The sequence below is a fragment of the Pandoraea pneumonica genome (genome assembly GCF_049918595.1).
Lineage (GTDB): Bacteria > Pseudomonadota > Gammaproteobacteria > Burkholderiales > Burkholderiaceae > Pandoraea > Pandoraea pneumonica_A.
In genome coordinates this window covers 87,248-112,316 of the sequence record NZ_JBNCRZ010000008.1, presented here as the reverse complement: position 1 = coordinate 112,316, position 25,069 = coordinate 87,248, and the positions used below count along the sequence as shown (strand labels likewise).

Genomic DNA, 25,069 nt, shown 5'->3' with positions numbered 1-25,069 from the left:
TCCGCCCTCACGCACTGGCCGACTGCGCGACCATGCCGACGCGGTGGAACCCGCGTGCGAAATAGATCAGGCCATCGAGTGCGTTGCTGGCGCGCGCCGCTTTCACTTCACAGAAGAAGACCGTATGCGTGCCGACTTCCGTGATCGACGACACCTCGCAATCGAGCACGCTGACGGCGCCGCGCAGCGCTGGCGCACCGGTTTCCATCGCGTCCCAATCGCCGCTGGCGAAGCGCGTCTCGATGGAGAGATCTTTCGTCGCGAACTGCATGGCAATGTCGCGTTGATCGGCCGACAGCACGTTCACGCACAGGCGCGCGTTCTCGCGCATGACGGCGTTGTTGCGGCTCGCCCGATTGATGCACACGAGCAGCGTGGGCGGATCGTCGGTGACGGCGCACACGGCAGACGCCGTGCAGCCAGCGAGCCCGCCGGGGCCGTCGGTCGTAATGACGTTGACGGCAGCGCCCAGCCCTGCCATCGCTTCGCGGAAGATCGATTTATCCACCGTGCTCTTGTCCATATCGTTCACCTCGTTCCAAACGTGACGGTTGCGATTCACGGCAGGCTTACTTCGCGCCCGAGCGGTACTGCGCGGCGCTGTGCGTGGCCGGCAGACGGTCGTGGCCGAAGAGCTTCTTGCGATACGTACCTTCACCATAGGACGTTTTGTACGCGCCACGCTCCTGCAACAGCGGCACCACGAGATCGATCACGTCTTCGAAGCACTCGGGCACGACGGTGCGCGACAGGTTGAAACCATCGATGCCGGTGGCTTCGCTCCACGACATCATTTGATCGGCAATGGTCTGTGCCGAACCGACCCACGGCGTCTGGCGGCTGCCCAGCACCATCTGCTCGAGCAGCTTGCGGCGCGTCCACTGCGGACCGGCGGCACGCGTCATCGCGGTCACGTTCGACACGATGGCCTGGCTCTTGCCGGTGTCGATCGGCTCATCGATGTCGTACTTGGCGAAGTCGATGCCGAGCGACGCTGCCGCGTGGGCAAGCGCGCCTTCGGAGCTCACGTAGCGGCGGTACTCCTCGAACTTCTCCTTCGCCTCGGCGTCGGTGCGGCCCACGATGGGCGTGGCGCCCATGAAGACCTTGACGTCGCTGGCTTGACGGCCATGCGCCACGGCTTGCGCGCGGATCGTGTCGACGATTTCCTTCACGCCGTCCATCTTCTGACCGTTCACGAAGACGCACTCGGCATGCGTGGCGGCGAACTGGCAGCCGCGCGGGGACGACCCCGCCTGATAGAGCACCGGCGTGCGTTGCGGCGACGGCGCGCTCAGGTGCATCGCGTCGACCTTGTATTGCTTGCCATGGTGATGAATGACGCGCACCTTCGACGGATCGGCATACACACCACCCGCACGGTCGGCCACCACGGCGTCGTCGTCCCAGCTACCTTCCCAGAGTTTGTAGACCAGCGACATGTACTCGTCGGCGAGGTCGTAACGGTCGTCGTGCGCGATCTGGCCTTCGATGCCGATGGCACGCGCCGCGCTGTCGAGGTAGCCCGTGACGATGTTCCAACCGATGCGCCCGCCGGTCAGGTGATCGAGCGTCGACATGCGGCGAGCGAACAGGAACGGCTGCTCGTACGTGAGGTTCGCCGTGACGCCAAAGCCGAGGTGCTGCGTCGCGGCGGCCATCGCGGGAATGAGCATCAGCGGATCGTTGACCGGCACTTGCACGGCGTTGCGCAACGCGGCGTCGGCGTTACCGCCATAGACGTCGTACACACCCACGACGTCCGCGAAGAACATGCCGTCGAAGAGCCCCTTCTCGAGCTTCTTCGCGTAATCGGCCCAGTACTGAAGCTCGCCGTAGCGCGTGGATTGATCGCGCGGATGCGTCCAGAGACCTTGCTGAATATGACCCACGCAGTTCATCTCGAAAGCGTTCAGCCGAATTTCACGGGGCATGTTGACTCCTTGTCTGCAACAAATGGGAAAGCGGAATCGACTACTGTCGAATCGTCGTTGCCGTTTACTATAGTAGACGTTTGACTACGATCAAAAATGTTTCAGATTGGGGTTAACGCGCAAACGTGCGGTTCAGGAGGAGAAAGACCGTTGCGTTGTGGCGGGTCTGCGCGAGAGGCCGCTTGTATAATTTCGCAACTCGAAACCTTTGGAATCACAGCATGGCGCCCCCGATGGTCGATCCGACACCGGCGATTTCGCATCGCATCCGAATCGAACGCGAGTCTCGCGGCTGGTCGCTGGGCGACCTTGCCGAGCGCTCCGGCGTGTCGAAGGCGATGATCAGCAAGATCGAGCGAGGCGCCGCCTCGCCGACGGCCGCGTTGCTGGGCCGTCTGTCAGGCGCATTCGGCCTGCAACTGTCCATGCTGCTCTCGCTCGCTGAACAATCGGGAGAACGGTTGAGCCGCGCCGACGAGCAACTCGTCTGGCAAGACCCGGAGACGGGTTACCTGCGCCGTGCGGTGTCGCCGCGCAACGGCGGCATGCTGGAACTGCTGGAAGTCACGCTGCCGCCGGGCGTCAACGTGTCGTATCCGTCGTCGGCATTCACGTTCCAGCATCAGCAAATTTGGGTGCAGAAAGGCACGCTGATGTTCGACGAGGGCGAGCTGACTTATGAACTGAAGGAAGGCGACTGCCTTCAGCTTGGACCACCCGCGCCCTGCACCTTCCGTAATCCGGGCAAGCAGCCTTGCGTTTATGTGGTCGCGCTGGTGCGGCGATAGATTGGCAGCGCACGGGCTTCAAGCTCGTCGCAGAGGGAGATTTCATGCGCACCATCGGCCTTATCGGCGGCATGAGCTGGCAATCCAGCGCCGAGTATTACCGCATCGTCAATGAAGCCGTTCAGGCCCAGCTCGGGCCATTGCGCTCAGCCGAGATGCTGATGTTCAGTGTCGACTTCGGGCCTATCGAGCGTGCCCAGCACGAGGGGCGTTGGGACGATGCTGGCGTGCTGCTACAACAAGCCGCGAAACGCCTTGAAGCGGGCGGTGCCGAGTGTGTCGTGCTTTGCACGAACACGATGCACAAGCTCGCGAACTTCATCGAGGACGCGGTTTCCATCCCGTTGTTGCATGTCGCCGATCCAGTCGGCGAAGCTGCCAAAGCACGCGGCATCACATGCGTGGGGTTGCTCGGCACAGCCTTCACGATGGAGCAGGACTTCATCAAGTCGCGACTGCGCGAGAAGTTCGGTCTCGACGTGCTCGTGCCGGAGGCCGCCGATCGTGAAGTGGTGCATCGCGTGATCTATGACGAGCTTTGTGTCGGCATCGTCAAAGACGCGTCGCGTGCGGCGTATCAGGGCGTGATGGCGCGACTTGCTTCGCGCGGTGCGCAAGCCATCGTCCTCGGCTGTACCGAAATCTCGCTGCTGGTGAAGCCCGAAGACAACGACTTGCTACTGCTCGATACCACCGCCTTACACGCTGCTGCTGCCGTGGACTTTGCGCTGCGAGCGTAGCCACAGAAACTGCACGATAGCCCCGACGACGAAAACGCCAAGCCATGCCGTGAGCGCGCCTCGCACCAGCGGCGATTGCGGGCCGCTGGCGAGCGGATGACTGGCCGGCAAGCGTGTCAGTGTCTCGTTGATGCCCGGCACCATCAGCAGGAAGAAGCTGAACGCGAAGGCGAATTGGGACAGGTAGGGCCGCGCGCGTCCTAGCAAGCCGATTTTCGGGATCACTAATCCGCCCAGCGTCGCGAGCAACGCCAATATGCCCAGTGCATGGCCCGCGTTGAAACCGCCGGTGCTCGACAGACCAAACGACGTCAACACCGAGATCAACATCCCGGCCAGATAAAGCTTGCCCGACGCGCTAGTGCTTTCGATCTTCCGATACCGAACGAAGCTGACGAGCCCCGCCGCGAATGTCATGAGACTGATGGCGGTATGACCCGCGCCCAAGGTAGAGATGGGATGAGGCATGGCAAGTAACTCCGTCTGAACGACTATCATCTAAAATTCAACCAACTAGTTGGATGGTTGAACGATTCAAAAAACGGGCGCCGTAGCACCCTGCCTTCAATGCTCGACCGGGCGATATTCAGTCCGTCGCGCTCAAGCGACGAATGGCCGCTTGCGAAATTGTCTGAAACGACTCCGCGTTGCCCAACGCGCGCGCCGTCAACATGGCGCCGTGCACCGTGGACATGAACGTTTGCGCTTCCACGCGTGCGCTATCGCGTAATTTGAACTGTCCTTTTGCCACGCCAGCGGCAAGTACCGTCGCGATCCACGCGGTCAAATCGTCGAAGTAGTTGCGAACTTCGTCCGCAATCTCCTTCGGGATCATCGGCAGTTCAGCGGCAAGCATGGCGCAAATGCACATCGGCATCGAGCCATCGCGAATGCATTGCGCCCAGTAATCGGTGTAAGCGCTCAATCGTGCCGCCGGATCTTCGACGTGCTGATCGAGCGCCGCCAACCCCTCACTGGCCTGCTCTCGGTGGCGTTTCACGACCGTGAGCACCAGTTCAGCCTTGCTCGGGAAATGATGATGAATACTGGCCTTACCGATGTTCACGCGCTCGGACAAATCGGCATAGCTGAACCCGTGATATCCCCCTGCCGCCAGCAACTGCTTGGTGTGGTCGGCGATTTCGGTGGCACGGGGCGACAGCGCTACGGTCATGGTCCTTGACTCGATTGGGTCGACAGGCGCTGGGGGCATAACCCCCGAGCTCACCATCGACGCGATGGAATACGTTCAATGGCAGCCAATCTACTAGTTGGTTGGTTAAATGTCAAATCACTGTGGGTAATGTGATCTGCCGCCAACCGTACGGTTGGGAAGTCAAGCGACCGGCGCGACGGCAGTCTCGGCGCGCAACCGCTCGACCAACGTGGCCAGCACGGACTTGTCGAGTGCTTGTACGGCATAACAAATGCCAACGCGGCGCGACATCTCGAATCCGTCGATGGGCGAAACGTCGACATTCGCACGTGCCCGAGCCAGAGATTCGGGGGCCACGCACACGCCCAATCCGGCGGACACCAGATCCAGCGCGAGTGCTAGCGTCTGTGCGCTGGCGACAGGCGCCCCCGCCGCCGCACCGTAGTACGGCAGGAGACGTTGGTGCGTCGGATGCTGAGGGCAAACGATCCATGGCAGCCCCTGCGCTACCGCCCCGCCCGGGGTGGCCAGCACGAACGGCTCGACGAATAGCGGCAGAAACAGCTCGTCTTCGCAACGCCCGTCTTCCGTCGACAATCGCGCATCGCCCTGGCACCCGTCGAGCAGATTGACGAACAACGCGGGCACCGCCTGACGCGCCAGACGTACGAATGCAGCAACGTCTTGCGCTGCAATATCTGCCTCGACACCAATATCGACGGCCAACACATTTCCGCCCTGACGGAATTGACGCGTCATAGCGTCGGTCTGAGACAGAATCCGGCGGGCTTGCGGATACAGAATGCGGGCGGCTTCCGTGACGGCAACGCCGCGCGCTTCACGCGTAAACAGTAGCGTGCCCAGTAGATCTTCAAGGCTCTTGATAGTGCCGGACAGTGCAGGCTGACTCAGGTGAAGACGACGCGCCGCCCCCGTGATGTTGCGCTCTTCGAAAACGGCGATAAACGCGTTCAGTTGACGACCATCCATAAGTTTCTCCGATGCCTGCGAAAAGAATAAACCATTTTTCGCCGCTGACATTTGTGCCTAGAATTTTACTCAACGCTTATTGATAAGCCGCACCAATATCTGGAGGTATCTCATGACCGCATCGCAAAAACCCCTCGTGATCATCACCGGCGCCAGTTCGGGCATCGGGATGACGACAGCCCGCCTGTTCTCGTCTCACGGCCATCCGCTGCTGTTGCTTGCGCGCCGACTGGACAAGATGCAAGCGCTCGATCTGCCGAACACGATGACGCGATCGGTGGACGTCACTGACCGGGACGCGTTAGTTGCCGCCGTACGCGAAGCGGAACAACAGTTCGGTCCCGCTGATGCCATCGTCAACAATGCAGGCCTCATGTTGCTCGGCGACATCACGCTGCAAGATCCAAACGAATGGGATCGCATGGTCGACGTCAACATCAAGGGCCTGCTCAACGGCGTGCATGCCGTGGCCGCCGGTATGGTTGCGCGCAAGCGCGGCACCATCGTCAACATCAGTTCGGTCGCCGGGCGCAAGACGTTTCCGAACCACGTCGCTTATGTCGGCACCAAATTCGCGGTGCATGGGTTGTCGGAGAATTTGCGCGAAGAACTCTCGGCACACAACGTGCGCGTCGTGACGATTGCGCCGGGCGCGGTCGACACCGATCTGCTTAGCCACACCACCGACGAGACCATCAAGACGGGCTACGAAGCCTGGAAGACAGAGATGGGCGGCAAGGTGCTTGCCGCAGAAGATGTGGCCAATGCCATCTATTACGCCTACGCCCAACCGGCAGGTGTGTGTATTCGCGAAATCGTGTTGGCGGCAACCCGTCAGCAGGCATAGGGCGCCCTCACATCTCATCGACGGCAGTCGCCACTGTAGGCTGCCCGTCGCTTTGCTCCAGCGAGAATCGATTGCGCGTGTCGACGTAGAAGCTTGCCCCGAAGCGCCCGACCGGGAAGTAATTCTGCAAGCGCACGCGCCAGTGCTGCGTGTCGATTAACTCGTCACGAGCATGCATGCGTTCGACACGGCCGATGAAGATGTGACGGCTCGGCGTCTCCAACGTTTCCCACAACTGGCATTCGAATGCGACCGGGGCTTCGGCAATGCGCGGTGGCGCCACGAGGCTGCTTGCCACCGGGGTGAGCCCCGCATGCGCCAGTTCGCTTTCGGTCGGCGGCAGACTGTCTCCGCACGCGTGCATACGCGCGGTCATCGCCTCGTCGGTCAGATGCACCACATATTCCCGGTCGCGCAGGATATTCGTGGCCGTGTCTTTGAGCGAATCGTCGTCGCGCCGGTTGATCGATAGCATCACAATCGGCGGCTCTTCCCCAAGCATGTTGAACATCGAGAACGGCGCAGCATTGATGGTGCCGCCGTCGTTGATCGTCGTGACGAGTGCAATCGGGCGCGGCACGATCAGGCTGGCCATCAGCTTGTAGCGCTGATACGCCGTGATTTCGCGGAAATCGATTTCCATGCAGGGTCCTCAGGCGCGTTTGCGTGCAGTGCGCTTAACAGGCGCGGCGAGCGGTGCGTCGTCCTCGACGACAGGCACTTCCGGCAAGCCCAGCAACGACGCCAGACTCTTCTGTCCGCGCATACGGGTCGTCTCGATGCGCCGCTCTAGCTCCTCGAGATGCGATTGCATGCGGGCGATGGCCCCTGCGGCGTCGCGTGCCTCGATGCATGCGACGATGGCCGCATGCTCGTCGTGTTCACACGGCGCATAACCCGGCGGCTCATACAACCCGACGATGAGCGAACACCGCGAGATCAGCTCGGTGAGATAGCGCTGCAACACCGCGTTCCCCGCAAGTGCTGCAACCCGCAGATGGAAGTCGCTCGCCAACCGCGCCCACGACGGCTGATCGAAGCGGTGCATGGCTTCGTGCTCAGCGTCGAGTTGGCGGCGCAGCATCGCGAGGTCGTCTTCGGTCACACGCGCCACGGCGAGTTCGACCAACGAACGCTCCAGCGCGCGCCGTGCTTCAAAGATCTCCCGTGTTTCCTCCGGCGTCGGCTCGGCGATCACTGCGCCTTTGTTCGGCCGGAGCGTCACGATGCCGTCATGCGCCAGTCGCTCCAGCACGCGCCGTATCACCGCACGTCCCACGTCGAACAATTGACAGAGTTCCGGCTCGGGTAGCTTGGTCCCGGGCGTGAGCCGATGCGCTAGTACGCCATCGACGATGGTGCGATAGATGTGCGTCTCAATACGCGTCTCGGCACTCTGGTCGTCGTCGTTCGCGACGGGCGCGTGCAGCGACAGGAGACGAGATTCGGTTTCGTTGCCGTCCGCGACGGCATGAGCGCTATGGCGGCGCACGCGAGTGGCAGGCTTATCGGCTGGCTTATCGGCTGGCATAGGTGATAAAGGCAATAGGGTCGAAGTGTCGCAGTCGGGGCAATGCAGCTTGAACGTCATGATGCGCTCACCCCATGACAGCGCCGGGCTCGGCAACGCTGAGCGCCGCCACGTGCGCGGCAATATCGCCCGGCGTCGCGAGCCAGATTTCGCCGCGCTGCGCTGCTTGCGCGATCGGCGTGAGCACACGTCGCAGATGCCGCAAGCGGTATGGTTGCCCGACAAGATACGGATGCAAAGCAATCCCCATCACGAGCGGCTGCCCTCGCGTGGGATGTTCGGCCTGCGCGTACATCTCGTCGAAGTTGTCGGCAATCATGTCGGCGAAGGCGGCGCCATCCATCTGGCGCCCGACGATCATCGGAATATCGTTCACTTCCTGCGGATAAGGCACCGACCATAGCGTGCCGTGCGCGGTCCGCATGCGCACCGGACGGTCGTCGTGACACCAGTTCAAGGTGTAGCGGTAGCCGGTACGCATGAGCAGGTCGGGCGTGTGATGCGTCTCCGAAATCCACGGCGAGAGCCACCCCGTCGGCGCGTAGCCGGTCGCCTCGGTCAGGCGTGAACGGCAATGCGTGAGCAGATCGCGCTCATGCTCGGGCGCGAAGTCGCTTTGCCGGTGCGCATTGGTATGGCCATGGCCGATCAATTCATCGCCCCGCGCCACACACGCTTGCACCAGCTCGGGACAGTGGTCGAGCAGCGAAGTGTTGAGCACCACACCGGCCCGCATCGCCAGATCGTCGAACAAATCGAGACAGCGCCACGCACCGACCCGGTTGCCGTATTCGCGCCAGCTGTAGTTGAGCACATCCGGCTGTGGCGAGACGGGGCCGAGGTTCGCACCTAGCCCTTCCCCGAAAGCAAAGTGCTCCAAATTAAAACCAAGATAGACCGCAAGACGCGCGCCGTTGGGCCAGCGATACGTGTCGCGTGCCGTGATCGGCAAATAGTCGAAGCGCTCATGCGAGCGAAGCGGGCCGAAGCGTGCGTCGCCTGCCGCGAGCCCGTCGGGTTGCGAAGGTAGAGAAAGAGGCTGAGCAGAAGTCATCGTGTGTCGTCTTGAAACATTCGCGCACCGCCGCAGTGCGGGCGCGTTCCGAGTTGGCGCAAAGCGCATCGTCAACGAACGTCCTAAGCAATCGTTCGCAATTTCAATGCCAGATCGTCAACACGTTGCACGCCATATCGTTGCGCACCGTGCCATCGAAATGTCGACGGGTTGGCATGCCTCTTGCGTACGGCGAAGACATTGCGAGCCGTGCCCGATGCCGGGGCGCTCGCCCTTCCCGTTTCGCTTCTGATGCTTCCTCTCGGAGATTGCTCATGTCTGCTTCGTCTGCCTCAGCACGTCACAACGCCGTCAGCACCTGCCTGTCGACGCCCTCCCGCCGTCGTTGGCTTCGTGCCAGCGCGCTCGCCTTGGCCGCGGCCGGTATGTCGTTCGCCAGCGTGGCGAGCTTCGCTGCGGACACGGTCAAGATCGGCCTCGTCACCGCACTCTCGGGACAATCGGCACGTGCCGGTGAAGCACTCACGCGCGGTATGACCATCGCCATCGACGAGATCAACGCGAGCGGCGGCGTACTCGGCGGACGCAAGCTCGAACTGGTACGGCGCGACGACGAAGGCAACCCGGCCAAGGGCGTGCTCGCCGCGCGCGAGTTGATCTACAAGGACAAGGTGGCCGTGCTGTTCGGCGGTCTGGATACGCCGGTCTCGATGGCCATCGTCCCCATCGCCAATCAGGAGAAGGTGCCGTTCATGGGACCGTGGGCGGCTGGCACGCCGATCACGCACAACGGCGCCAATCCGAACTTCGTGTTCCGGGTGTCGGCGGTCGATGAAATCGTCGACGGCGCGATGGTGAACTATGCGCAGCAAACCTTCGGGGCAAAAAAACTCGGCCTGATTCTCGTGAACAACCCATGGGGCGAGTCGAACGAGAAAGGCATCGTCGCGGCACTTGCATCGAAAGGCATGAAGCCCGCTGCGGTCGAGAAGTTCGAAGCGAACGACGTCGACGTCACACCGCAACTCGGCCGCCTGAAGGCGGCTGGCGCCGACACGTTGCTGATGGTCGGCAACGTCGGGCCGTCGGCACAAGTCGTGAAGTCGCTCGACCGCATGGGTTGGAAAGTGCCCATCGTTTCGCACTGGGGTCCGGCAGGCGGGCGCTTCACGGAACTGGCTGGCCCGAACGCCAAGACCGTGCATTTCGTGCAGACGTATAGCTTCTTCGGCGCAACGTCGCCGGTCAGCACGCGCGTCGTCGCGGCGCTCAAGGCGAAGTATCCGGATATCAAAGGACCGGACGACATTACCCCGGCCGTGGGCGTCGCCAATGCCTACGACGCCATGCGTCTTACCGCGCTGGCCATCGACCGCGCAGGGTCGACCAACGGCGATGCGATCCGCACCGGCTTCTACAAGATCGATCGCTACGAAGGTCTCATCAAGACGTACGTGAAGCCGTTCAGCGAAGCGCAACACGACGCCCTCTCGGCACAGGACTACGTGTGGGCGCAGTTCATCGACAACCGCATCGTGCCGGTGGCACCCGCCGGCGCGAAGGTCGCAGCGAAGTAATTCGCACGCCCTGCCGCACCACACGATCTCACGACATTGGCAATGCACGGGCGCCGCAAGGCGGCGTCCCGGAGGACCTCTCATGCAATGGATCTCGGCGCTCGTCGCCGGCCTGGGGCTCGGCAGTATGTACGGCCTCATGGCGCTCGGCTTTCATCTGACTTTCGCCGTGAGCGCGACGGTCAACTTCGCGCAGGGCAGCTCGATGATGCTGGGCGCCGTGCTGGCGTATACGTTCGCGCAGACACTCGGCTGGCCGATGCCGCTGGCCATCGTCGCCGCGCTCGCGCTGTGCGCTGTCTACGGGCTGGTCGTCGAGCGGCTCGCCGTGCAGCCGTTCGTGCGGCGCAAGTCGAGCGCGTGGCTGATGGCAACGGTGGCACTAGGCATCGTGCTCGACAACCTCGTCATGCTGACGTTCGGCACGGAGCCGCGCAGCCTGCCCTCGCCGCTCGCACAAAGCTCGCTGCAAATCGGTGACGCGGGACTCGGTGTCTATCCGTTGCAACTGCTGATTCCAGTCGTGGGCCTCGCGCTGGCCGCGTTGCTGCATTACGTCTTGCGCCGCTCGCGCTGGGGTGTGGCCATGCTGGCCGTCGTGCAGAACCGCGACGCCGCTCGGCTCATGGGCATTCCCATCCAACGCACCATCGCGGGCGCGTTTGCGATCTCAACGTTGCTCGCCGGTATCGCCGGGGTGCTGATCGCCCCGCTGTTCAATGTGCAGGCGGATATGGGCACTGTGTTCGGTCTCAAGGCGTTCGCGGTCGCAATTCTCGGTGGTTTGTCGAGTGCGTGGGGCGTGATGATCGCGGGCCTGCTGTTCGGCATCACCGAGGCGATGATCACCGCGACACTCGGATCGGGCTACACGCAAATCATCACGTTCGGTCTGGTCATCGTATTGCTCGCGATGCGCCCGGACGGCATGTTCGGCCGCGCGGAGGTGCGCAAGGTATGAGTGATTCTTCTTTGCGGCTGGCGTCACAACCGTCCCAAGCGCAAGCGCTGCATAAGCGCCATGCCTCGCGAGACGGCCTCGCGCTCGCTGCCGCACTCGGCGTCGCGTTGTTGGCCATGGCCGGTGCTGCGTGCGTGGTGAACGGCTATTTCGTCGTGGTGATCGCCGGTGTCGCGTTGCTCGCGATCTGCGGCGTCGGTCTGAATCTTCTGCTGGGACTCACCGGGCAAGTGTCGTTCGGCCACGTCGGTTTCTACGCCATCGGTGCGTATGCGGTAGCGATTCTGACCACGCAAGCGGGCTGGTCGTTCTGGCCCGCATGGTTGGCGGGCGGGGCGATCGCGGCGCTCACCGGCGGTCTGCTGGCGTTGCCAGCGCTGCGCGTGCGAGGTCCGGGGCTGGCGATGGTGACGATTGCCTTCGGGTTTATCGTCGAACACGGTGCCGTTGAATGGCGTGGCCTGACGGGCGGCCAGAACGGGTTGATGGGTGTGATGCCGCCCGGTGTCTTCGGTATTGGCGGCAGCGAGCGTGTTGTCGCCGTCGCGGCGCTGGCCGTGCTGGCCGTCGCGTTGCTGATCTATGCGCGCATCTCTCGCGGCGCATGGGGCGCCGCCATGCGCGCGGTGCGAGACAGCGAGACGGCCGCGGCATCGATCGGCGTTAATCCTCTCGTTGTGAAGGCAGTGGCGTTCGCCTTCTCCGCTTCGCTCGCTGGGTTGGCGGGCGGGTTGTTCGCGCCGTTGCAAGGCATGGTCACGCCGGGGATGTTTTCGTTTCTGCAATCGATTCTGTTCGTCCTCGTCGTGATGATCGGCGGTGCGGGCACCATTGCCGGTCCACTCGTTGGTGCGGTGATCGTTGGGTTGCTGCCGGAATTTCTGGCCAGCCTCGAGAACCTGCGGCTGCTGTGTTTCGGTGTGTTGCTGCTGGTCGTGCTGTGGGGAGCGCCCAACGGCGTGATCGGCGTGCTGGGGCAGTGGTGGCAATCGCGGCGGCGTGTCTTGGCGGGTGATGGCAGCGGCGACACGGCATCGGCACTCACATTGCCGGTGCTTGATCCAGCACAGCGCAAAGGATTATCGGCGCATGGACTGGCGATGACGTTTGGTGGCGTAAAGGCCGTGGCCGACCTGTCCTTCGACCTTCCCCCGGCACGGGTCACGAGTCTGATCGGCCCGAACGGTGCAGGCAAGTCGACGGTTCTCAACATGCTCTCCGGCTTCTATCGGCCGCTCTCGGGTACGCGCTCGCTCGGCACTGACGAGCTTGCAGCCAACGGCGCTTGCGACAGCGCGCGGCATGGCGTTGCGCGCACGTATCAAACGTCGCAACTGTTCGGCGGCATGAGCGTGCTCGATAACGTCACGCTGGCGTTGAGCGCGGGGCGTCTTGGCGGGTTGCTCGGCGTCGCCCGCATGCAAAGCGCGACGCAACGCGATGAAGCGCTGGCATTGCTGCGGGCGTGTGGCTATCACGGTGATGTCGACCTCATGGCCGCCGATCTCGCGCACGTCGACCGCCGTTTGGTGGAAATTGCACGGGCATTGGCCACTCGCCCCGCCGTATTGCTGCTCGACGAACCGGCTGCCGGTTTGTCGACGCAAGACAAAGAGAAGCTCGGCAAGCTGCTGCGGCACATTGCTGATAGTGGCGTGGCCGTGGGGCTCGTCGAGCATGACATGTCGCTGGTGATGGGCGTGTCGGACGGCATCGTCGTGATCGACACCGGGCGCTTTCTCGCGCAAGGCACCCCCACCGCGATTCGGCACGACGAACGTGTGCGACAGGCCTATCTCGGCGCAGCGGCGGCAGATGCGGCGGTGCCGGTCGAACGTGTCGCCGTATCGACGCCAGAAGTGCTCGGTGTCGGCAAGCTGACGGCGGGCTACGGCGCCGCGCCGGTGCTGCATGACGTCTCGATTCAGGTACGCGACGGCGAACTCGTCGCCCTGCTCGGTGCCAACGGGGCTGGCAAATCGACCCTTATGCGTGCGCTCGCTGGGCTGCATCGTCCGGTCAGCGGCGGCATTACGTTCAACGGACGCGACCTGTCGCGCTTGGACGCCGCGAAGGTCGCCGCGCTGGGCGTAGTGCTCGTGCCCGAAGGGCGTCAGGTGTTTCCGGAGTTGTCGGTGCTCGATAACCTCCGGCTCGGCGCGTTCCCGTGCGGACGCTTGCCGCGCGCCACGCTCGACGCGCGCATCGCACAGATGTTTGCGCGATATCCGCGTCTGTACGAGCGGCAACATCAGCGCGCCGGTCTGCTTTCCGGCGGCGAGCAGCAGATGCTCGCCATTGCCCGGGCGTTGATGTCGTCGCCGCGCGTGCTGCTGCTCGACGAGCCATCGCTTGGTCTCGCGCCGAAGGTCATCGCGGAATTGTTCGCGTCGCTCGATACGTTGCGCCGCGAATCGCTGTCGATGTTGCTCGTCGATCAGATGGCGGCGATGGCGCTGTCGATCGCCGACCGGGGTTATGTGCTTGAGGAAGGCCGCGTGACAGTGAGTGGCTCGGCTGGCGAACTTGCCGGAGATGCGCGGCTCGCGGCGGCGTACCTCGGCGGCGCACATGAGGCAGGTCACAAGGCAGGAGCAGCGGCATGACGGCGCGCGATGGGATGGACGGCGGCGCGTGCGTCGCCACCAGCGGACGCGCGGGGCTGGTGACAAGCCCGCATACGATGGCGAGCGCGACGGGCCGTGACGTGTTGCAGCAAGGGGGCAATGCCATTGAGGCGGCCATCGCCATCGCGGCCATGCTTTGCGTGACGATGCCGCATTTCACCGGGCTTGGCGGTGATGGGTTCTGGCTGGTGGCAGACGCTAACGACAAAAACGGCATGGCTGGCGATGCCTCGCCGCTTGCCATCTCCGGCATCGGTCAGGCGGCACGGCATCTGCCGTCGGCGTTGCGTGACGGCGATGCGATTCCCACGCGCGGGCCGGTCTCCGCGTTGACGACGGCCGCTACGGTTGCCGCATGGGAAGCCGCGTATCAGGTGAGTCGCGAGCAATGGGGCGGCACCCTGTCGTGGGCCTCGCTGCTGGCGCCCGCTATTGCGGCGGCCGAGGAGGGTTTTGCGGTCAGCCGCTCGCAGGACTTCTGGTACACGTATCGCGCCGGTGAGATGTGTGAGGCGTCGATATGGCGCGGCTTCGCAGAAACGTTTCTGCCTGAAGGCCGTGCGCCGAGTGTGGGCGAGCGGTTCCGGCAACCGGCATTGGCAGCGACGCTGCGGCGGCTGGCCGATGGCGGCCCACGAGAATTCTATGAAGGCGAGCTGGCAGCGCGGATGGCGGAAGGCTTGCAGGCAGCAGGCTCGCCGCTCACACGCGAAGACTTTGCCGATACGCGCGTGCACGTGTCGCCTGCGCTGACGATGCCATACGGCGACGGCGTACTGGCGACGCTGCCACCGCCGACGCAGGGGGTGACGACGTTGCAAATCATGGGGATCCTTGCGCGTCTGGGGTTGAAGGATTGCGCGCATGGCAGCGCAACGTACTACCACCGGTTGGTCGAAGCAGTGAAGCAAGCGTTTATCGATCGTGACCGGTACGTCGCCGATCCGGCGTTTGCAGAAGTGCCTGTGGAAATGCTGTTATCGGATGCGCATTTGCGCGCGGCGGCGGCACGCATCGACGACAACGTCGCGCTCGAATGGCCGCACCGCTTTCGCGAAGGCGACACGGTGTACTTCGCCGCGACGGACGCCGCCGGGCGCGCTGTCAGCGTGTTACAGACGATCTACTTCGATTGGGGCAGCGGCGTGATGGCGGGCGACACTGGGGTGTTGTGGCACAACCGCGGCGCAGCGTTTCGACCCACCGGTAGCGCTCACCCGAACGCATTGATGCCGGGCAAGCGACCGTTCCACACCCTCAATCCGGGCATGTATCTGCAAGGTGGCCGGGCGCGGTTGCTGTATGGGACACAAGGCGCGGATGGTCAGCCCCAGACGCTGAGTGCCTTGCTCACACGATTGATCGACTACGGAATGGCCCCAGATGAGGCGTTGTCGCATCCGCGTTTTCTGCTGGGTCGCACGTTCTCCGACAGCCGGGACAATCTGAAGCTGGAAAGCGATGCAGGGGAAGCGGTGTTCGCGGCGCTCGCTGATCGCGGGCACGCCGTTGCGGCGTTGCCGAAACACAGCGCACTGGCGGGTCAGGCAGGCGTGATCGCTATCGCCGAGGACGGTCTCGCGACCGGCGCGCATGACCCGCGCAGCGATGGTGCGGCGCTGGCGGTGTAGTCGCGTGCGGCGTAATGCCGTCAGCACCTAGCCGCCAGCACCTAGCCGTCAACGTCCGAGCGCGCGCGAACATCGAGCATGTAGCCCTCGCCGCGAATCGTGCGCAGTAACCGGGGCTCTTTAATGTCTTCTCGGAGCTTATGCCGCAGCCGCGATATCTGCACGTCGATGCTGCGGTCGAACGCATCGATCGACTTTCCTCGCGCCGTATCCATTAGGTACTCACGGCTTAGCACGCGCCCCGGCGCGGACAGGAAGGCATTGAGCAGTCGAAATTCAGCGTTGGAAAGCGGAATGACCGTGTTGTCGGGCGCAATGAGATGGCGACCGATCAAACTGAGGCGCCATCCGGCAAACCTGCGCTCGTCCTTCGGTTCCGGAATGGCCTTCGACTGCGCGCGCGTGCGACGAAGAATCGTCTGAATACGTGCCACCAACTCACGCGGCTCGAACGGCTTCACGACGTAATCGTCCGCGCCGAGTTCGAGGCCGACAATTCTGTCGGTCATCTCGCCGCGTGCGGTGAGCATCACGATGGGAATTTCCGACGAGGTGCGCAGCTCCCGGCATAACGTCAGGCCGTCGCTGTCGGGCAGCATCAAGTCGAGCACGACAATGTCGATATCGTTGTGTGCCAGCACATCGTGCATCTCCTCGCCGCTGGCCGCCTGCATACACGTCATGCCAAAGCCAGCAAGACAATCGCAAAGCAGACTACGAATCTGCGCATCGTCGTCGACCACCAGTACGTGCGTTGCCATGTTCGCTCCCCCTCTTTTTATCTTTCGCTACATCGATTCCCAGTCCCCCACTGCGGGATTATCCGCGACAAACGTGCCAGCAATCTTGCGGCATTGTTGCAGTCCTGAAACATTCGGTGCCGGTCCATCCCATCGCCTATGTATCAAACCCGATACAAAGTCGAGATGAAACAGAAATACCTGCGCCGTAACGTGGCTCCACACAAGACCGATGCCGGTAGGAGACACGTAGTCCATGAATTACGCCCAGCCCAAACCGCCCGCCCGGCGACTGCTCGGAATCGGCGTGGCACTGCTGCTGCACGCCCTGATTCTGTATGCCCTGCTTAGCGGGCTCGCGACGCGTGTCGCGACGATCATTCAGGCCCCCATCGAGACACGCATCATCGAGGAGCTCAAACCGCCTCCTCCGCCGCCGCCACCGCCGCCGGTAAAGAAAATCGCTCCGGCGCCACGCCCCGTCGTCCAACCGAAGGCCTACGTGCCGCCGCCCGAAGTGCAGGTGCCCGCTACGCCGCAACCCAATGCGATCGCCGCGCAATCCGACAAGCCTGTCGCCACCGCACCGGTTGCGCCACCGGCCCCTGCCGAGAGCAAGCCCGTGGCTGGCAACGTCGGCGTCGTTTGCCCGAACTCTGCGCAAGTTCGCGCCGGTATCCGGTACCCGCGTGAAGCGCTGCGCGACAACATCACCGGCAACGTCCTCATCGAATTCGTGGTCGGCACCGACGGGCAAGTCAAACAACTTCGCGTTGCCCGTTCGGCCGCCCCGGTGCTAGACCGCGCGGCGGAGAGCGCCGTCCGACAGTTTCAGTGCGTCGCACAAGGCCAGGAAGTGCGCGTGCAAGTGCCGTTCGACTTTCAACTCAATTAAGGCGGTCTTCAACCGCCCCGCCCCCTCTGAACTCACGTCAAGGAGACGACTATGTTTCAGTTCCAGTATCGTGCCGCACCGCGTAAGCGCCGCCCTTCGGGCACCTTGGCCGTCATGGCCGTCATGTCGACACTTGCGGCGCTCACCTCGCCCGCCGCGCATGCCGCATCGACCGTGACCAACCCTTATGGACTGCAAGCGCTATGGGAAGGCGGCGACATGATCGCTCGCGGAACCCTGCTCATTCTCGTGGTGATGTCGATGGGGAGTTGGTACATCATCGTCGCGAAACTGCTCGAACAAGCCAAGGTCTTGCGTCGCGCCCGTGCCGCCGAGAAGAACTTCTGGAACGCCGCATCGTTGTCCGAAGGCATCCGGTCGCTCGATGCGGGTAGCCCGTTTCGATATATCGCCGAAACCGCGCTGTCGGCACGCGACCATCACAACGGTGCGCTGCTCGATCAGGTCGACTTGAATACCTGGATCGCCAGCGCCATCGAGCGTGCCATGACCGGCGTGTCGAACCGGCTCCAGGACGGCCTGTCGTTCTTGGGCACCGTCGGCTCGACGGCCCCGTTCGTCGGACTCTTCGGCACCGTTTGGGGCATCTATCACGCGCTCACCGCCATCGGCATTGCCGGGCAAGCGTCCATCGACAAGGTCGCGGGGCCTGTGGGCGAAGCGCTCATCATGACGGCCATCGGCCTGGCGGTCGCCGTTCCCGCAGTGCTCGGCTACAACTGGCTCGTGCGCCGCAACAAAGCCGTCATGGAGCGCGTGCGCGACTTCGGCTGCGAAATGCACAACGTGTTGCTCACCGGCAAGACGACGGCCTCGGCCATCGTCGCGACCCGGTCGTCGCAAGTCGCACGCGTGGGGTGATGCCATGGCGATGTCCCTATCTGGCGGGAGCGGTGGCGCAGAGCACGACGAGGTCATGGCGACCATCAACACGACGCCGCTGGTGGACGTCATGCTGGTGCTGCTCATCATCTTCCTCATCACCATTCCCGTGGTCTCGCACACCGTGCCCGTCACCCTTCCGAAGGAAGCGGTGCAACCCTTGCAGACCACGCCTCAGAACGTTGTCCTCGCCGTCACACGCGACGGCGAGGTGTACTGGGACGAGCGGCACATTCCCGACGCCGCGACGTTGGTGGAAAAACTCAAGACGGTCGCCGTGTTGACACCCCAGCCCGAAGTCCATATTCGCGGCGATCTCGATGCTCGCTACGCCGCGATCGGACGGGTTGTCCTCGCATGCCAGCGCGCGGGCATCGCCAAGGTCGACTTCATTACCGAAGCGCCGCCGCGCCAATAGCGCAACGCTCACCTCTCAGGAGACTGCCATGGCAATGACCATGCCCTCGGGCGCTGGCGAGAACAGCGACATCATGGTGGAGATCAATACGACGCCACTCATCGACGTCATGCTGGTGCTGCTGATCATGCTGATTCTCACCATTCCGATTCAGACGCATGCCGTGAAGCTCGACATGCCCGCGCCTTCCAATGCCGCACCCGCGACGCCTCCGCTCGTCGTGCAAATCGATGTCGACGCGAGCGGCGGCGTGGCATGGAACGGTTTGCCGCTTAGCGACCGTGCGCAATTGGAGACCCGCCTCACCGAAGCCGCGACGTCCACACCGCCGACCGAACTCCACCTGCGCGCCGACGCGACAGCGCCCTACCGGTCGGTCGCAACGGTCATGGCGTCGGCGCAGCGGCTTGGCGTGACGCGCATCGGACTCGTGGGTAACGAGCGCTTCGCGCAATGACATCTCGTCTCTGCGCCCGTGCCCTTGCACGCTGACGCACTCAATACTGGACTTCACATGTTCGATTCGAATACCGAAACGCCACGGTATGCCGCCGCCTCACGACGCGAGCAATATGCGGGCGCTGGGGCGTGGCTCGGGCTGCTCGCCCTGGTCGTCGTGACCTTCTTTGCCAATGTCGATCGCCAGATGCTGGTGCTATTGGCCGAACTCATCCGCGCAGAATTCGGCCTTGCCGACATTCAGGTCGGGCTTTTGCAAGGCGCAGGCATTGCGCTCTTTGCAGGCGCTGCGGCCATTCCTATCGGATGGCTCGCCGACCGCGTGGATCGCCGTGCCGTGCTGGCGCTGTGCATCCTTCTCTGGAGCGCTGCGACGGCCGCGTGCGGTTTGGCGACCGGGTTCTGGACACTCTTCATCGCATCGATCGGTCTGGGCATCGGCGAAGCCGGCCTCATGCCGATCATCTACGGTTTGCTCCCCGACCTATTCCCGGCGCGCCAACGCATTCTCGCCAACTCGGTCTTCGCATTGGTCAACTTGTTGAGCGCGGGTGCAGGCATGGCGCTCGGCGGGCTGCTCATCCAAGGCATCGACACCCTGCACGGCGTGTTGCCGTTCGGTCTGGGCAACGCCTCCACGTGGCGGATGGCCTTTTTCGCCGTCGCCATACCCGCGCCGCTGCTGGTGTTGATTGTCGCGATGATCCGTCCGCGCTATGCCCACGCAGATGCGCAGCGCGCGACCGGGAACGTGTCGGCTCCCGGGCTCGCCGCGGGGGAGTATTTCCGCCGGGAGATGCCGATGATGATTCGCTTCTTCGGGGCCATCGCGCTGATCAACATGGCCTTTGCTGGCGTGACTACATGGATGCCGGTCGTGGCCGTGCGCTTCTTCGGCGCAACACCGGCAACGGCGGGTGCCGGACTCGGCAGCGCCGCCATGGTCGGCAGCGTCATCGGCTGCGCGCTCGGCTGGCTAGTCGCTCGCCGCCTGAGCGCTCGGCTCGGCGTGCTCGCCCCGCTACGCGTTTGCGAATGGGGGGCCTTGGGTGCGTGCGTCGTCAGCCTCGCCTATTTGGTCGCGCCATCCGTGTCGTACGTCTACGTCTTGTTCGGCGCGCAGTTCATGTGCGTCGTGGCGGGCATGATCATGTTTCCGGGACTGATGCAGAGCATTTGCCCGCCTTATCTGCGCTCGAGAGTGGCGGCGATCGGGGTACTGACGACGGTGTTGATGCAGTCCGGCAGTCCCGTCGCCATCGGCCTGATGTCGGATCACCTGCACGGCACCGCCTCGGGGCTTATCTGGGCCATCGTGGCCGTGGCCGTGTCGGGATTCATCGCGGCCTGTCTCCTCATGCGCAGTGCGGCCAATGCCGTACGCGCGGCCATCGAACGCTACGCCTGAGCGCCTATGACGATCCCCTGCACGCTTTCCGTTCGCATCGAACACTGGCCGCTGGCCACCCCTTTTCACATCTCGGGTCATACCGTCGACGCCGCCCGCGTCCTGGTCGTTGCGTTGCGATCCGGTCAGCACCGCGGTCGCGGCGAGGCCGCGGGCGTCTACTACCGGGGAGAAACGCCCGAGAGCATGGCCGAGCAAATCGCCGCCGTACGCCCCCAAATCGAGCGCGGCATATCGCGTGAGACGCTCATCGGGTTGCTGCCCGCCGGGGGCGCGAGAAATGCCGTGGATGCGGCGATGTGGTCACTCGCCGCTCAGCGTTGTGGCATGACGGTCGCGCGCTTGGCCGGACGCGCGCGCCTGCGCCCGCTGCGCACAACGTTCACCGTCGGTGTGGACACAGCACAAGCCATGGCCGAGGCGGCGAGAGGGTACGAAGGCGCCGTGGCGTTGAAGATCAAACTTGACGGGAGCGCGGCCGATGCCGATCGACTTCTCGCCATTCGCGCTGCATGCCCCAGCGTCGCACTGTCGGTCGACGCCAATCAGGGTTGGACGCAAGACCACATGTGCCAGATGCTGCCAGTCATGCAGCACGTGAGTGTCGACCTGCTCGAACAACCCCTGCCGGTGGGTGAGGACGAATGTCTTGAATCGATGCGATATCCGATTCGCCTAGCCGCAGACGAATCGTTTCAAGATCTGGACGATCTCGCATCGGTCGCCCGCCGGTACGACGTTGTGAACGTGAAGCTCGATAAATGCGGTGGCCTCACGCGCGCGCTTTCGCTCGTCAGCGCGATTCGGGAGCACGGACGCTCTGTCATGGTCGGCTGCATGCCCTGCACGTCGCTTGGCGTCGCACCGGCCTACATTCTGGGACAACTGTGCGACCGCATCGACCTCGACGGGCCCTGCTTTCTGGCAGAGGACCGCACACCCTCGTTTCAATATCGGGATGGGTATCTGTTCGGCCCGGAGAGTCCTTGGGGGCGCGATGACGCCTTACAGCATGAGGCGCATTGATTCCGGAGGAAATGCCGTGTCGGCACAGGCGCGATTCGATGGCAACGCGCTGATGGCGCTGTTTGAGCCATTCAACCGAGGCGACGCACCGGGCGTCGTTGCCGGGGTGGCGATGGACGGTGAGGTCGCGTTGCGCCAAGCCTTTGGTATGTCGGACGTTGGTCTGGGACTGGCTTTGCACGCGCAAACGCGGCTGCGCATCGGCTCGACAAGCAAGCACATGGCCTGCCTCGCCGCGCTGCTGCTTCAGGATGCGAAAGCGCTGGATATCGATGTGCCGGTCCGGCGTTATCTACCTGAGCTGACGGGAATCGCAGGCGAGGCGACGATACGCTCGCTCATGTTTCACACCAGCGGGCAGCGTTGCGCGCTCGACATCTCGTTGCTTACCAATGGACTGGTGGTACCGCCACCGGGCTATCTGCTCGACATTCAGCGCCGACAAACCAGCGTCAATTTTCCCGCTGGCGAACGGATGATGTATTGCAACGGCGGATATCACTTGATGTCGCTGGCGATCGAGCGTGTCAGTAGGCAATCGTTCGCGGCATTCCTCTCGTCCCAAATCTTCGAACCGTTAGGCATGACCGATACGCTCTGTCTGCCCGACGATTATCGGATTCGTAGCCAGATGGCCGCTTGCCATGTCGATCACGGCGATGGCGCTTACGGCCGGGGGATATTCCCCTCGCGCGAGATTCTCGGGGAAGGCAGCGTCGTCTCGTGCGTGGACGACATGTTGAGATGGTGTGCCCATCTGCGCGGCGAAAAACGTGTAGGAAGCCCTGCCACATGGGAACTGATGTTCTCGTCGCCCGTGTTCTCCAGCGGCCTTCGCAGCGATTACATGATGGGGTTGAAACGCACGCAATATCGCGGGTGCGAGCTGATACACCATGCCGGAGGTGTCGTCGGTGGATCGTGTCAGATGCTATGCGTCCCCGAGTACGGCGTCGATATCGTGTTGCTTAGCAACGGGGCAATCTCGGCACCGACGGCGTTGTCGCTTCGCATGCTGGATACTCTGCTGGCTGACGAACTGAAGGAATGCGCCGCCCCCAAACCCGCCAGAATGCCCCCCTGGCGCGAGCGCGCTGGAACCTACCGCGAGGCAAACAGCGACATCGTCTACGCCATCGCCGAGTGCGGCGAGACCATGACGCTCAGCGGTCCGCTTGAACCGAGCAACCCATCGCTCTACGCGGTCGACTCCCCGGCAACCGGCACGTGCGAGTTCGCCTTGGAATCGAGTGGCGACGGCACCTTCGCGCTCCAGTGGGAGGCCGCCATCACGTCGGACAATGCAGCGCAATTGCACATCTCTCACTGCGGTCATGCGAGGACTTATCACCGCGTCGAGATACCGTCGTCGGTGAGTCTCGATGTCATCGATTCACTACGTGGCGACTATGCCAGCGAAGAGGCCGACGCTCGCGCTACGCTGTGCCCTGCGGCGCCGGGGAACGACGCGCCTGGCGACGCTGTTGCGATCATGTCGCTAGTGATCGTGGGGCGTGCGGGTGAATGCCGCTACGACGTGTTTCCGCTCGACACCGATCTGTTTCGCTTCTCGCCCCGAGGGCCAAACGCCCTCACAACAGGCACGATTTCCATCGTCAGGCACCCCAGCACGGGAAGTGTCGAGGGATTTGCCGTCAACACGCCTCGGACGCGGCATCTGCGATTCGCCAGGGCTTTCTCGTAAGCTCTCTCGCACGCTTTCTTGCGGCGGTGGGCACTCACGTGATGAGTTCCCACCGCAGCGCCACATCACTCGATTCGAGCGAACGCTAGCCCCCGCGTGCGGGATGTGGAAAGCGAAAAGCGCGTGGCCTTGTTCTCGCTGCGTTCCACCCGCACCGTGCCCGTCGCCAGTGCCGAGGCGTCGGCAGGCGCGAAGGTCCAGACATCGCGGGTCAAGGCACTCAGGCGATAGCGCGCACTTCCCGTAGCCCCACGAATGGCGAGCGTCAGCCCCTCATCCTCGATCGACACGACGGCGTGTGCGTCGGCATCGTGACTGAAGTATCGACCGCATATTTCGTCCATTTTTAACGCCTCGGTCGGCAGCACGATGTCGTGTCGACGCAAGGTGACGGCATGCCCGCTCTCGAAGACATCGATCGCCGAAACGTCGCCCGCCGGTGTGCGTGCATGCGGCACGACGCGTGTCTGCGCACCCGCGCCGTCGTCGATCCGATAGCCAAATTCGTCGGCGATGAGCGGCTCCGGATGGTGCGATTGATTGTGAGTCGTTGCGTACCACGCACCGTCACGCTCCGCGATTTCCACCCACTGAAGCGGTTCGACGGAAAGATATTTCCCACGCAGGCCGGGGTTGTCCGACGTCTCAGCCGGAGCTTGCCGCGGCGCGCCGAGGACTTCGTCGCCCAGGACGATGTCGACGATCTCGGTCGCCAACGCTACGGGATTGACCGCAGCACCGTTGCTCATCAGCACGATGTCCAAGTCGTGCGCCGGCACCGTCAACATCTGACTGCATCCGCCGAAAACACCGCCTGCATGATGAATGGTGTCGACGTTACGGTAGCGGGTGCGCATCAACCCCAGCGCATAGACGCCAACTTCCCCGCTGGAGTATCGCGGCATCGTCAGCATCTCCCTCCACGTGTCGGGGCTGCCGAGCTTGGTCGGGTGACGAAGGTGGGCGGTCCACGTCAGCATGTCGTCAATCGTGGAGACGATACCGCCCTCACCCAGAACATCGACGCTCGGAAACAATCCGCGCAAATATCCGCCTGCGCCGTCCGGCACGTGCTGCGTGGCCATGCGCGGCCGGATTCGCAAGTCGTCGCTGACGGACTCCGTGTCGTGCATGCCCATCACGCGGAAAATTCGCTGCGCAAGGAATTTCTCGAACGGCATGCCGCTCACGCGCGCAATGACTTGCGACAAGAGGTGATATCCCCCGTTGCAATAGATCATGCGCTCGCCCGGTGCAAAGTTGACATCCTGTTGGCGCAACTCGATCGCCAACGGCACGCCCGGTCCGATGGTGGAAACCCCTTGTGTAATCACCGACAAGTCGAGATAGCAGCGATAGCCACCGGTATGCGTCATCAACTGACGCAGCGTCGGCACGCCCTTCAATTCCGGCAATTCGGGAAGGTAAGTGCGAACGCCCGCATCGATATCCAGCTTGCCGTCCTCGGCAAGGAGCAGCACGGCAAGGCAGGTGAAATGCTTGCTGGTCGAGCCGATCCGCATGCGGGTGGCCGGACTGTTGGCAACGCCGTGTTCGAGGCTCGTCATGCCGAACCCCTTCCGGTAAAGCGCACGTCCTGCGCGGGCGACGCCGACCACAAGCCCTGGGGAATCGCTTCGATTGAATTTCGCAAGATGGGCGTCAAGCCGATCGTGCACGTCTTGGTGCTGCAAAGTCATTGAGAGTCTCCGGTATTC

24 protein-coding genes are annotated in these 25,069 nt (G+C 63.2%); 14 read left to right on the top strand and 10 right to left on the bottom strand.

What is annotated here, in order from left to right:
* Nucleotides 1–7 precede the first annotated feature (7 nt).
* Both ACPWR9_RS24740 and ACPWR9_RS24735 read right to left on the bottom strand, forming a co-directional pair.
* Nucleotides 8–523, bottom strand: coding sequence for a flavin reductase (locus tag ACPWR9_RS24740; protein WP_426301583.1), 516 nt, complete (start codon nucleotides 521–523; stop codon nucleotides 8–10).
* A 46-nt stretch (nucleotides 524–569) separates the two neighbouring features.
* A complete protein-coding gene (locus ACPWR9_RS24735; protein WP_426301581.1) occupies nucleotides 570–1,934 on the bottom strand; it encodes an LLM class flavin-dependent oxidoreductase in 1,365 nt (454 codons plus the stop codon).
* Nucleotides 1,935–2,155: 221 nt separating this feature from the next.
* On the opposite strand from ACPWR9_RS24735, the gene ACPWR9_RS24730 reads away from it, so the two are divergent.
* Nucleotides 2,156–2,722 carry a helix-turn-helix domain-containing protein gene (locus ACPWR9_RS24730; protein WP_150682070.1) on the top strand — a complete coding sequence of 189 codons (567 nt, stop codon included), beginning with the start codon at nucleotides 2,156–2,158 and terminating at the stop codon, nucleotides 2,720–2,722.
* Nucleotides 2,723–2,766: 44 nt separating this feature from the next.
* Nucleotides 2,767–3,462 (top strand): aspartate/glutamate racemase family protein, encoded by a 696-nt coding sequence (locus ACPWR9_RS24725; protein ID WP_426301579.1) that lies wholly within the window; start codon nucleotides 2,767–2,769, stop codon nucleotides 3,460–3,462.
* Here ACPWR9_RS24725 and ACPWR9_RS24720 read toward each other — a convergent pair.
* The 3 genes from ACPWR9_RS24720 to ACPWR9_RS24710 all read right to left on the bottom strand — a co-directional run bounded on the left by ACPWR9_RS24720 (nucleotide 3,421) and on the right by ACPWR9_RS24710 (nucleotide 5,608).
* Complete coding sequence (locus ACPWR9_RS24720; RefSeq protein ID WP_426301577.1) at nucleotides 3,421–3,930, bottom strand: hypothetical protein; 510 nt, start codon at nucleotides 3,928–3,930, stop codon at nucleotides 3,421–3,423. The genes ACPWR9_RS24725 and ACPWR9_RS24720 overlap by 42 nt on opposite strands.
* 118 nt (nucleotides 3,931–4,048) lie before the next feature.
* Complete coding sequence (locus ACPWR9_RS24715; RefSeq protein ID WP_426301575.1) at nucleotides 4,049–4,636, bottom strand: TetR/AcrR family transcriptional regulator; 588 nt, start codon at nucleotides 4,634–4,636, stop codon at nucleotides 4,049–4,051.
* A 162-nt stretch (nucleotides 4,637–4,798) separates the two neighbouring features.
* A complete protein-coding gene (locus ACPWR9_RS24710; protein WP_426301573.1) occupies nucleotides 4,799–5,608 on the bottom strand; it encodes a LysR family transcriptional regulator in 810 nt (269 codons plus the stop codon).
* Nucleotides 5,609–5,720: 112 nt separating this feature from the next.
* Between ACPWR9_RS24710 and ACPWR9_RS24705 the strand changes: the two genes are divergently transcribed.
* Complete coding sequence (locus ACPWR9_RS24705) at nucleotides 5,721–6,455, top strand: SDR family oxidoreductase (RefSeq protein ID WP_426301571.1); 735 nt, start codon at nucleotides 5,721–5,723, stop codon at nucleotides 6,453–6,455.
* A gap of 7 nt (nucleotides 6,456–6,462) precedes the next feature.
* Here the strand turns inward: ACPWR9_RS24705 and ACPWR9_RS24700 are convergent, their stop codons facing one another.
* From ACPWR9_RS24700 to ACPWR9_RS24690, 3 genes are all read right to left on the bottom strand, one after another.
* Nucleotides 6,463–7,098: a flavin reductase family protein gene (locus ACPWR9_RS24700; protein WP_426301569.1), complete on the bottom strand. Its 636-nt coding sequence runs from the start codon at nucleotides 7,096–7,098 to the stop codon at nucleotides 6,463–6,465.
* Between the two features lie 9 nt (nucleotides 7,099–7,107).
* A complete protein-coding gene (locus ACPWR9_RS24695; protein ID WP_426301567.1) occupies nucleotides 7,108–7,986 on the bottom strand; it encodes a GntR family transcriptional regulator in 879 nt (292 codons plus the stop codon).
* Between the two features lie 67 nt (nucleotides 7,987–8,053).
* Nucleotides 8,054–9,040, bottom strand: a complete 987-nt coding sequence (locus tag ACPWR9_RS24690; RefSeq protein WP_426301565.1) for a polysaccharide deacetylase family protein — start codon at nucleotides 9,038–9,040, stop codon at nucleotides 8,054–8,056.
* Between the two features lie 275 nt (nucleotides 9,041–9,315).
* On the opposite strand from ACPWR9_RS24690, the gene ACPWR9_RS24685 reads away from it, so the two are divergent.
* The 4 genes from ACPWR9_RS24685 (at nucleotide 9,316) to ACPWR9_RS24670 (ending at nucleotide 15,797) form a co-directional block, all read left to right on the top strand.
* Nucleotides 9,316–10,578 (top strand): ABC transporter substrate-binding protein, encoded by a 1,263-nt coding sequence (locus ACPWR9_RS24685; RefSeq protein ID WP_426301563.1) that lies wholly within the window; start codon nucleotides 9,316–9,318, stop codon nucleotides 10,576–10,578.
* 82 nt (nucleotides 10,579–10,660) lie between these two features.
* On the top strand, nucleotides 10,661–11,539 hold the full coding sequence (locus ACPWR9_RS24680; protein WP_150682062.1) for a branched-chain amino acid ABC transporter permease: 879 nt from the start codon (nucleotides 10,661–10,663) through the stop codon (nucleotides 11,537–11,539).
* Complete coding sequence (locus ACPWR9_RS24675) at nucleotides 11,536–14,145, top strand: ATP-binding cassette domain-containing protein (protein ID WP_426301561.1); 2,610 nt, start codon at nucleotides 11,536–11,538, stop codon at nucleotides 14,143–14,145. The genes ACPWR9_RS24680 and ACPWR9_RS24675 overlap by 4 nt, the downstream gene beginning before the upstream one ends.
* Nucleotides 14,142–15,797 (top strand): gamma-glutamyltransferase family protein, encoded by a 1,656-nt coding sequence (locus ACPWR9_RS24670; RefSeq protein WP_426301559.1) that lies wholly within the window; start codon nucleotides 14,142–14,144, stop codon nucleotides 15,795–15,797. Before ACPWR9_RS24675 ends, ACPWR9_RS24670 begins: the two co-directional genes overlap by 4 nt.
* Nucleotides 15,798–15,838: 41 nt before the next feature.
* Here ACPWR9_RS24670 and ACPWR9_RS24665 read toward each other — a convergent pair whose 3' ends face one another.
* Nucleotides 15,839–16,558 (bottom strand): response regulator, encoded by a 720-nt coding sequence (locus ACPWR9_RS24665; RefSeq protein ID WP_426301557.1) that lies wholly within the window; start codon nucleotides 16,556–16,558, stop codon nucleotides 15,839–15,841.
* Between the two features lie 235 nt (nucleotides 16,559–16,793).
* Here ACPWR9_RS24665 and ACPWR9_RS24660 point away from each other — a divergent pair, with 235 nt between their 5' ends.
* The 7 genes from ACPWR9_RS24660 to ACPWR9_RS24630 all read left to right on the top strand — a co-directional run bounded on the left by ACPWR9_RS24660 (nucleotide 16,794) and on the right by ACPWR9_RS24630 (nucleotide 23,351).
* Nucleotides 16,794–17,432 carry an energy transducer TonB gene (locus tag ACPWR9_RS24660; protein ID WP_426301555.1) on the top strand — a complete coding sequence of 213 codons (639 nt, stop codon included), beginning with the start codon at nucleotides 16,794–16,796 and terminating at the stop codon, nucleotides 17,430–17,432.
* A 114-nt stretch (nucleotides 17,433–17,546) separates the two neighbouring features.
* Nucleotides 17,547–18,314, top strand: a complete 768-nt coding sequence (locus ACPWR9_RS24655) for a MotA/TolQ/ExbB proton channel family protein (protein ID WP_426301839.1) — start codon at nucleotides 17,547–17,549, stop codon at nucleotides 18,312–18,314.
* A gap of 4 nt (nucleotides 18,315–18,318) precedes the next feature.
* Complete coding sequence (locus ACPWR9_RS24650; protein ID WP_426301553.1) at nucleotides 18,319–18,753, top strand: ExbD/TolR family protein; 435 nt, start codon at nucleotides 18,319–18,321, stop codon at nucleotides 18,751–18,753.
* Between the two features lie 28 nt (nucleotides 18,754–18,781).
* Nucleotides 18,782–19,210, top strand: coding sequence for an ExbD/TolR family protein (locus tag ACPWR9_RS24645; protein ID WP_426301551.1), 429 nt, complete (start codon nucleotides 18,782–18,784; stop codon nucleotides 19,208–19,210).
* 57 nt (nucleotides 19,211–19,267) lie between these two features.
* Nucleotides 19,268–20,620 carry an MFS transporter gene (locus ACPWR9_RS24640; protein WP_426301549.1) on the top strand — a complete coding sequence of 451 codons (1,353 nt, stop codon included), beginning with the start codon at nucleotides 19,268–19,270 and terminating at the stop codon, nucleotides 20,618–20,620.
* Between the two features lie 6 nt (nucleotides 20,621–20,626).
* A complete protein-coding gene (locus ACPWR9_RS24635; RefSeq protein WP_426301547.1) occupies nucleotides 20,627–21,646 on the top strand; it encodes a dipeptide epimerase in 1,020 nt (339 codons plus the stop codon).
* On the top strand, nucleotides 21,633–23,351 hold the full coding sequence (locus tag ACPWR9_RS24630) for a serine hydrolase domain-containing protein (protein WP_426301545.1): 1,719 nt from the start codon (nucleotides 21,633–21,635) through the stop codon (nucleotides 23,349–23,351). Before ACPWR9_RS24635 ends, ACPWR9_RS24630 begins: the two co-directional genes overlap by 14 nt.
* A 65-nt stretch (nucleotides 23,352–23,416) precedes the next feature.
* On the opposite strand, the gene ACPWR9_RS24625 is transcribed toward ACPWR9_RS24630, so the two are convergent.
* The gene (locus tag ACPWR9_RS24625; protein WP_426301543.1) at nucleotides 23,417–25,051 is read right to left on the bottom strand and encodes a serine hydrolase domain-containing protein; all 1,635 of its coding nucleotides are present in this window, start codon (nucleotides 25,049–25,051) and stop codon (nucleotides 23,417–23,419) included.
* Nucleotides 25,052–25,069 lie beyond the last annotated feature (18 nt).

Coding starts and splice junctions, on each gene's coding strand:
- ACPWR9_RS24740 (WP_426301583.1), bottom strand. CDS start 523: ATGGACAAGAGCACGGTGGATAAATCGATCTTCCGCGAAGCGATGGCA.
- ACPWR9_RS24735 (WP_426301581.1), bottom strand. CDS start 1,934: ATGCCCCGTGAAATTCGGCTGAACGCTTTCGAGATGAACTGCGTGGGT.
- ACPWR9_RS24730 (WP_150682070.1), top strand. CDS start 2,156: ATGGCGCCCCCGATGGTCGATCCGACACCGGCGATTTCGCATCGCATC.
- ACPWR9_RS24725 (WP_426301579.1), top strand. CDS start 2,767: ATGCGCACCATCGGCCTTATCGGCGGCATGAGCTGGCAATCCAGCGCC.
- ACPWR9_RS24720 (WP_426301577.1), bottom strand. CDS start 3,930: ATGCCTCATCCCATCTCTACCTTGGGCGCGGGTCATACCGCCATCAGT.
- ACPWR9_RS24715 (WP_426301575.1), bottom strand. CDS start 4,636: ATGACCGTAGCGCTGTCGCCCCGTGCCACCGAAATCGCCGACCACACC.
- ACPWR9_RS24710 (WP_426301573.1), bottom strand. CDS start 5,608: ATGGATGGTCGTCAACTGAACGCGTTTATCGCCGTTTTCGAAGAGCGC.
- ACPWR9_RS24705 (WP_426301571.1), top strand. CDS start 5,721: ATGACCGCATCGCAAAAACCCCTCGTGATCATCACCGGCGCCAGTTCG.
- ACPWR9_RS24700 (WP_426301569.1), bottom strand. CDS start 7,098: ATGGAAATCGATTTCCGCGAAATCACGGCGTATCAGCGCTACAAGCTG.
- ACPWR9_RS24695 (WP_426301567.1), bottom strand. CDS start 7,986: ATGCCAGCCGATAAGCCAGCCGATAAGCCTGCCACTCGCGTGCGCCGC.
- ACPWR9_RS24690 (WP_426301565.1), bottom strand. CDS start 9,040: ATGACTTCTGCTCAGCCTCTTTCTCTACCTTCGCAACCCGACGGGCTC.
- ACPWR9_RS24685 (WP_426301563.1), top strand. CDS start 9,316: ATGTCTGCTTCGTCTGCCTCAGCACGTCACAACGCCGTCAGCACCTGC.
- ACPWR9_RS24680 (WP_150682062.1), top strand. CDS start 10,661: ATGCAATGGATCTCGGCGCTCGTCGCCGGCCTGGGGCTCGGCAGTATG.
- ACPWR9_RS24675 (WP_426301561.1), top strand. CDS start 11,536: ATGAGTGATTCTTCTTTGCGGCTGGCGTCACAACCGTCCCAAGCGCAA.
- ACPWR9_RS24670 (WP_426301559.1), top strand. CDS start 14,142: ATGACGGCGCGCGATGGGATGGACGGCGGCGCGTGCGTCGCCACCAGC.
- ACPWR9_RS24665 (WP_426301557.1), bottom strand. CDS start 16,558: ATGGCAACGCACGTACTGGTGGTCGACGACGATGCGCAGATTCGTAGT.
- ACPWR9_RS24660 (WP_426301555.1), top strand. CDS start 16,794: ATGAATTACGCCCAGCCCAAACCGCCCGCCCGGCGACTGCTCGGAATC.
- ACPWR9_RS24655 (WP_426301839.1), top strand. CDS start 17,547: ATGGCCGTCATGTCGACACTTGCGGCGCTCACCTCGCCCGCCGCGCAT.
- ACPWR9_RS24650 (WP_426301553.1), top strand. CDS start 18,319: ATGGCGATGTCCCTATCTGGCGGGAGCGGTGGCGCAGAGCACGACGAG.
- ACPWR9_RS24645 (WP_426301551.1), top strand. CDS start 18,782: ATGGCAATGACCATGCCCTCGGGCGCTGGCGAGAACAGCGACATCATG.
- ACPWR9_RS24640 (WP_426301549.1), top strand. CDS start 19,268: ATGTTCGATTCGAATACCGAAACGCCACGGTATGCCGCCGCCTCACGA.
- ACPWR9_RS24635 (WP_426301547.1), top strand. CDS start 20,627: ATGACGATCCCCTGCACGCTTTCCGTTCGCATCGAACACTGGCCGCTG.
- ACPWR9_RS24630 (WP_426301545.1), top strand. CDS start 21,633: ATGAGGCGCATTGATTCCGGAGGAAATGCCGTGTCGGCACAGGCGCGA.
- ACPWR9_RS24625 (WP_426301543.1), bottom strand. CDS start 25,051: ATGACTTTGCAGCACCAAGACGTGCACGATCGGCTTGACGCCCATCTT.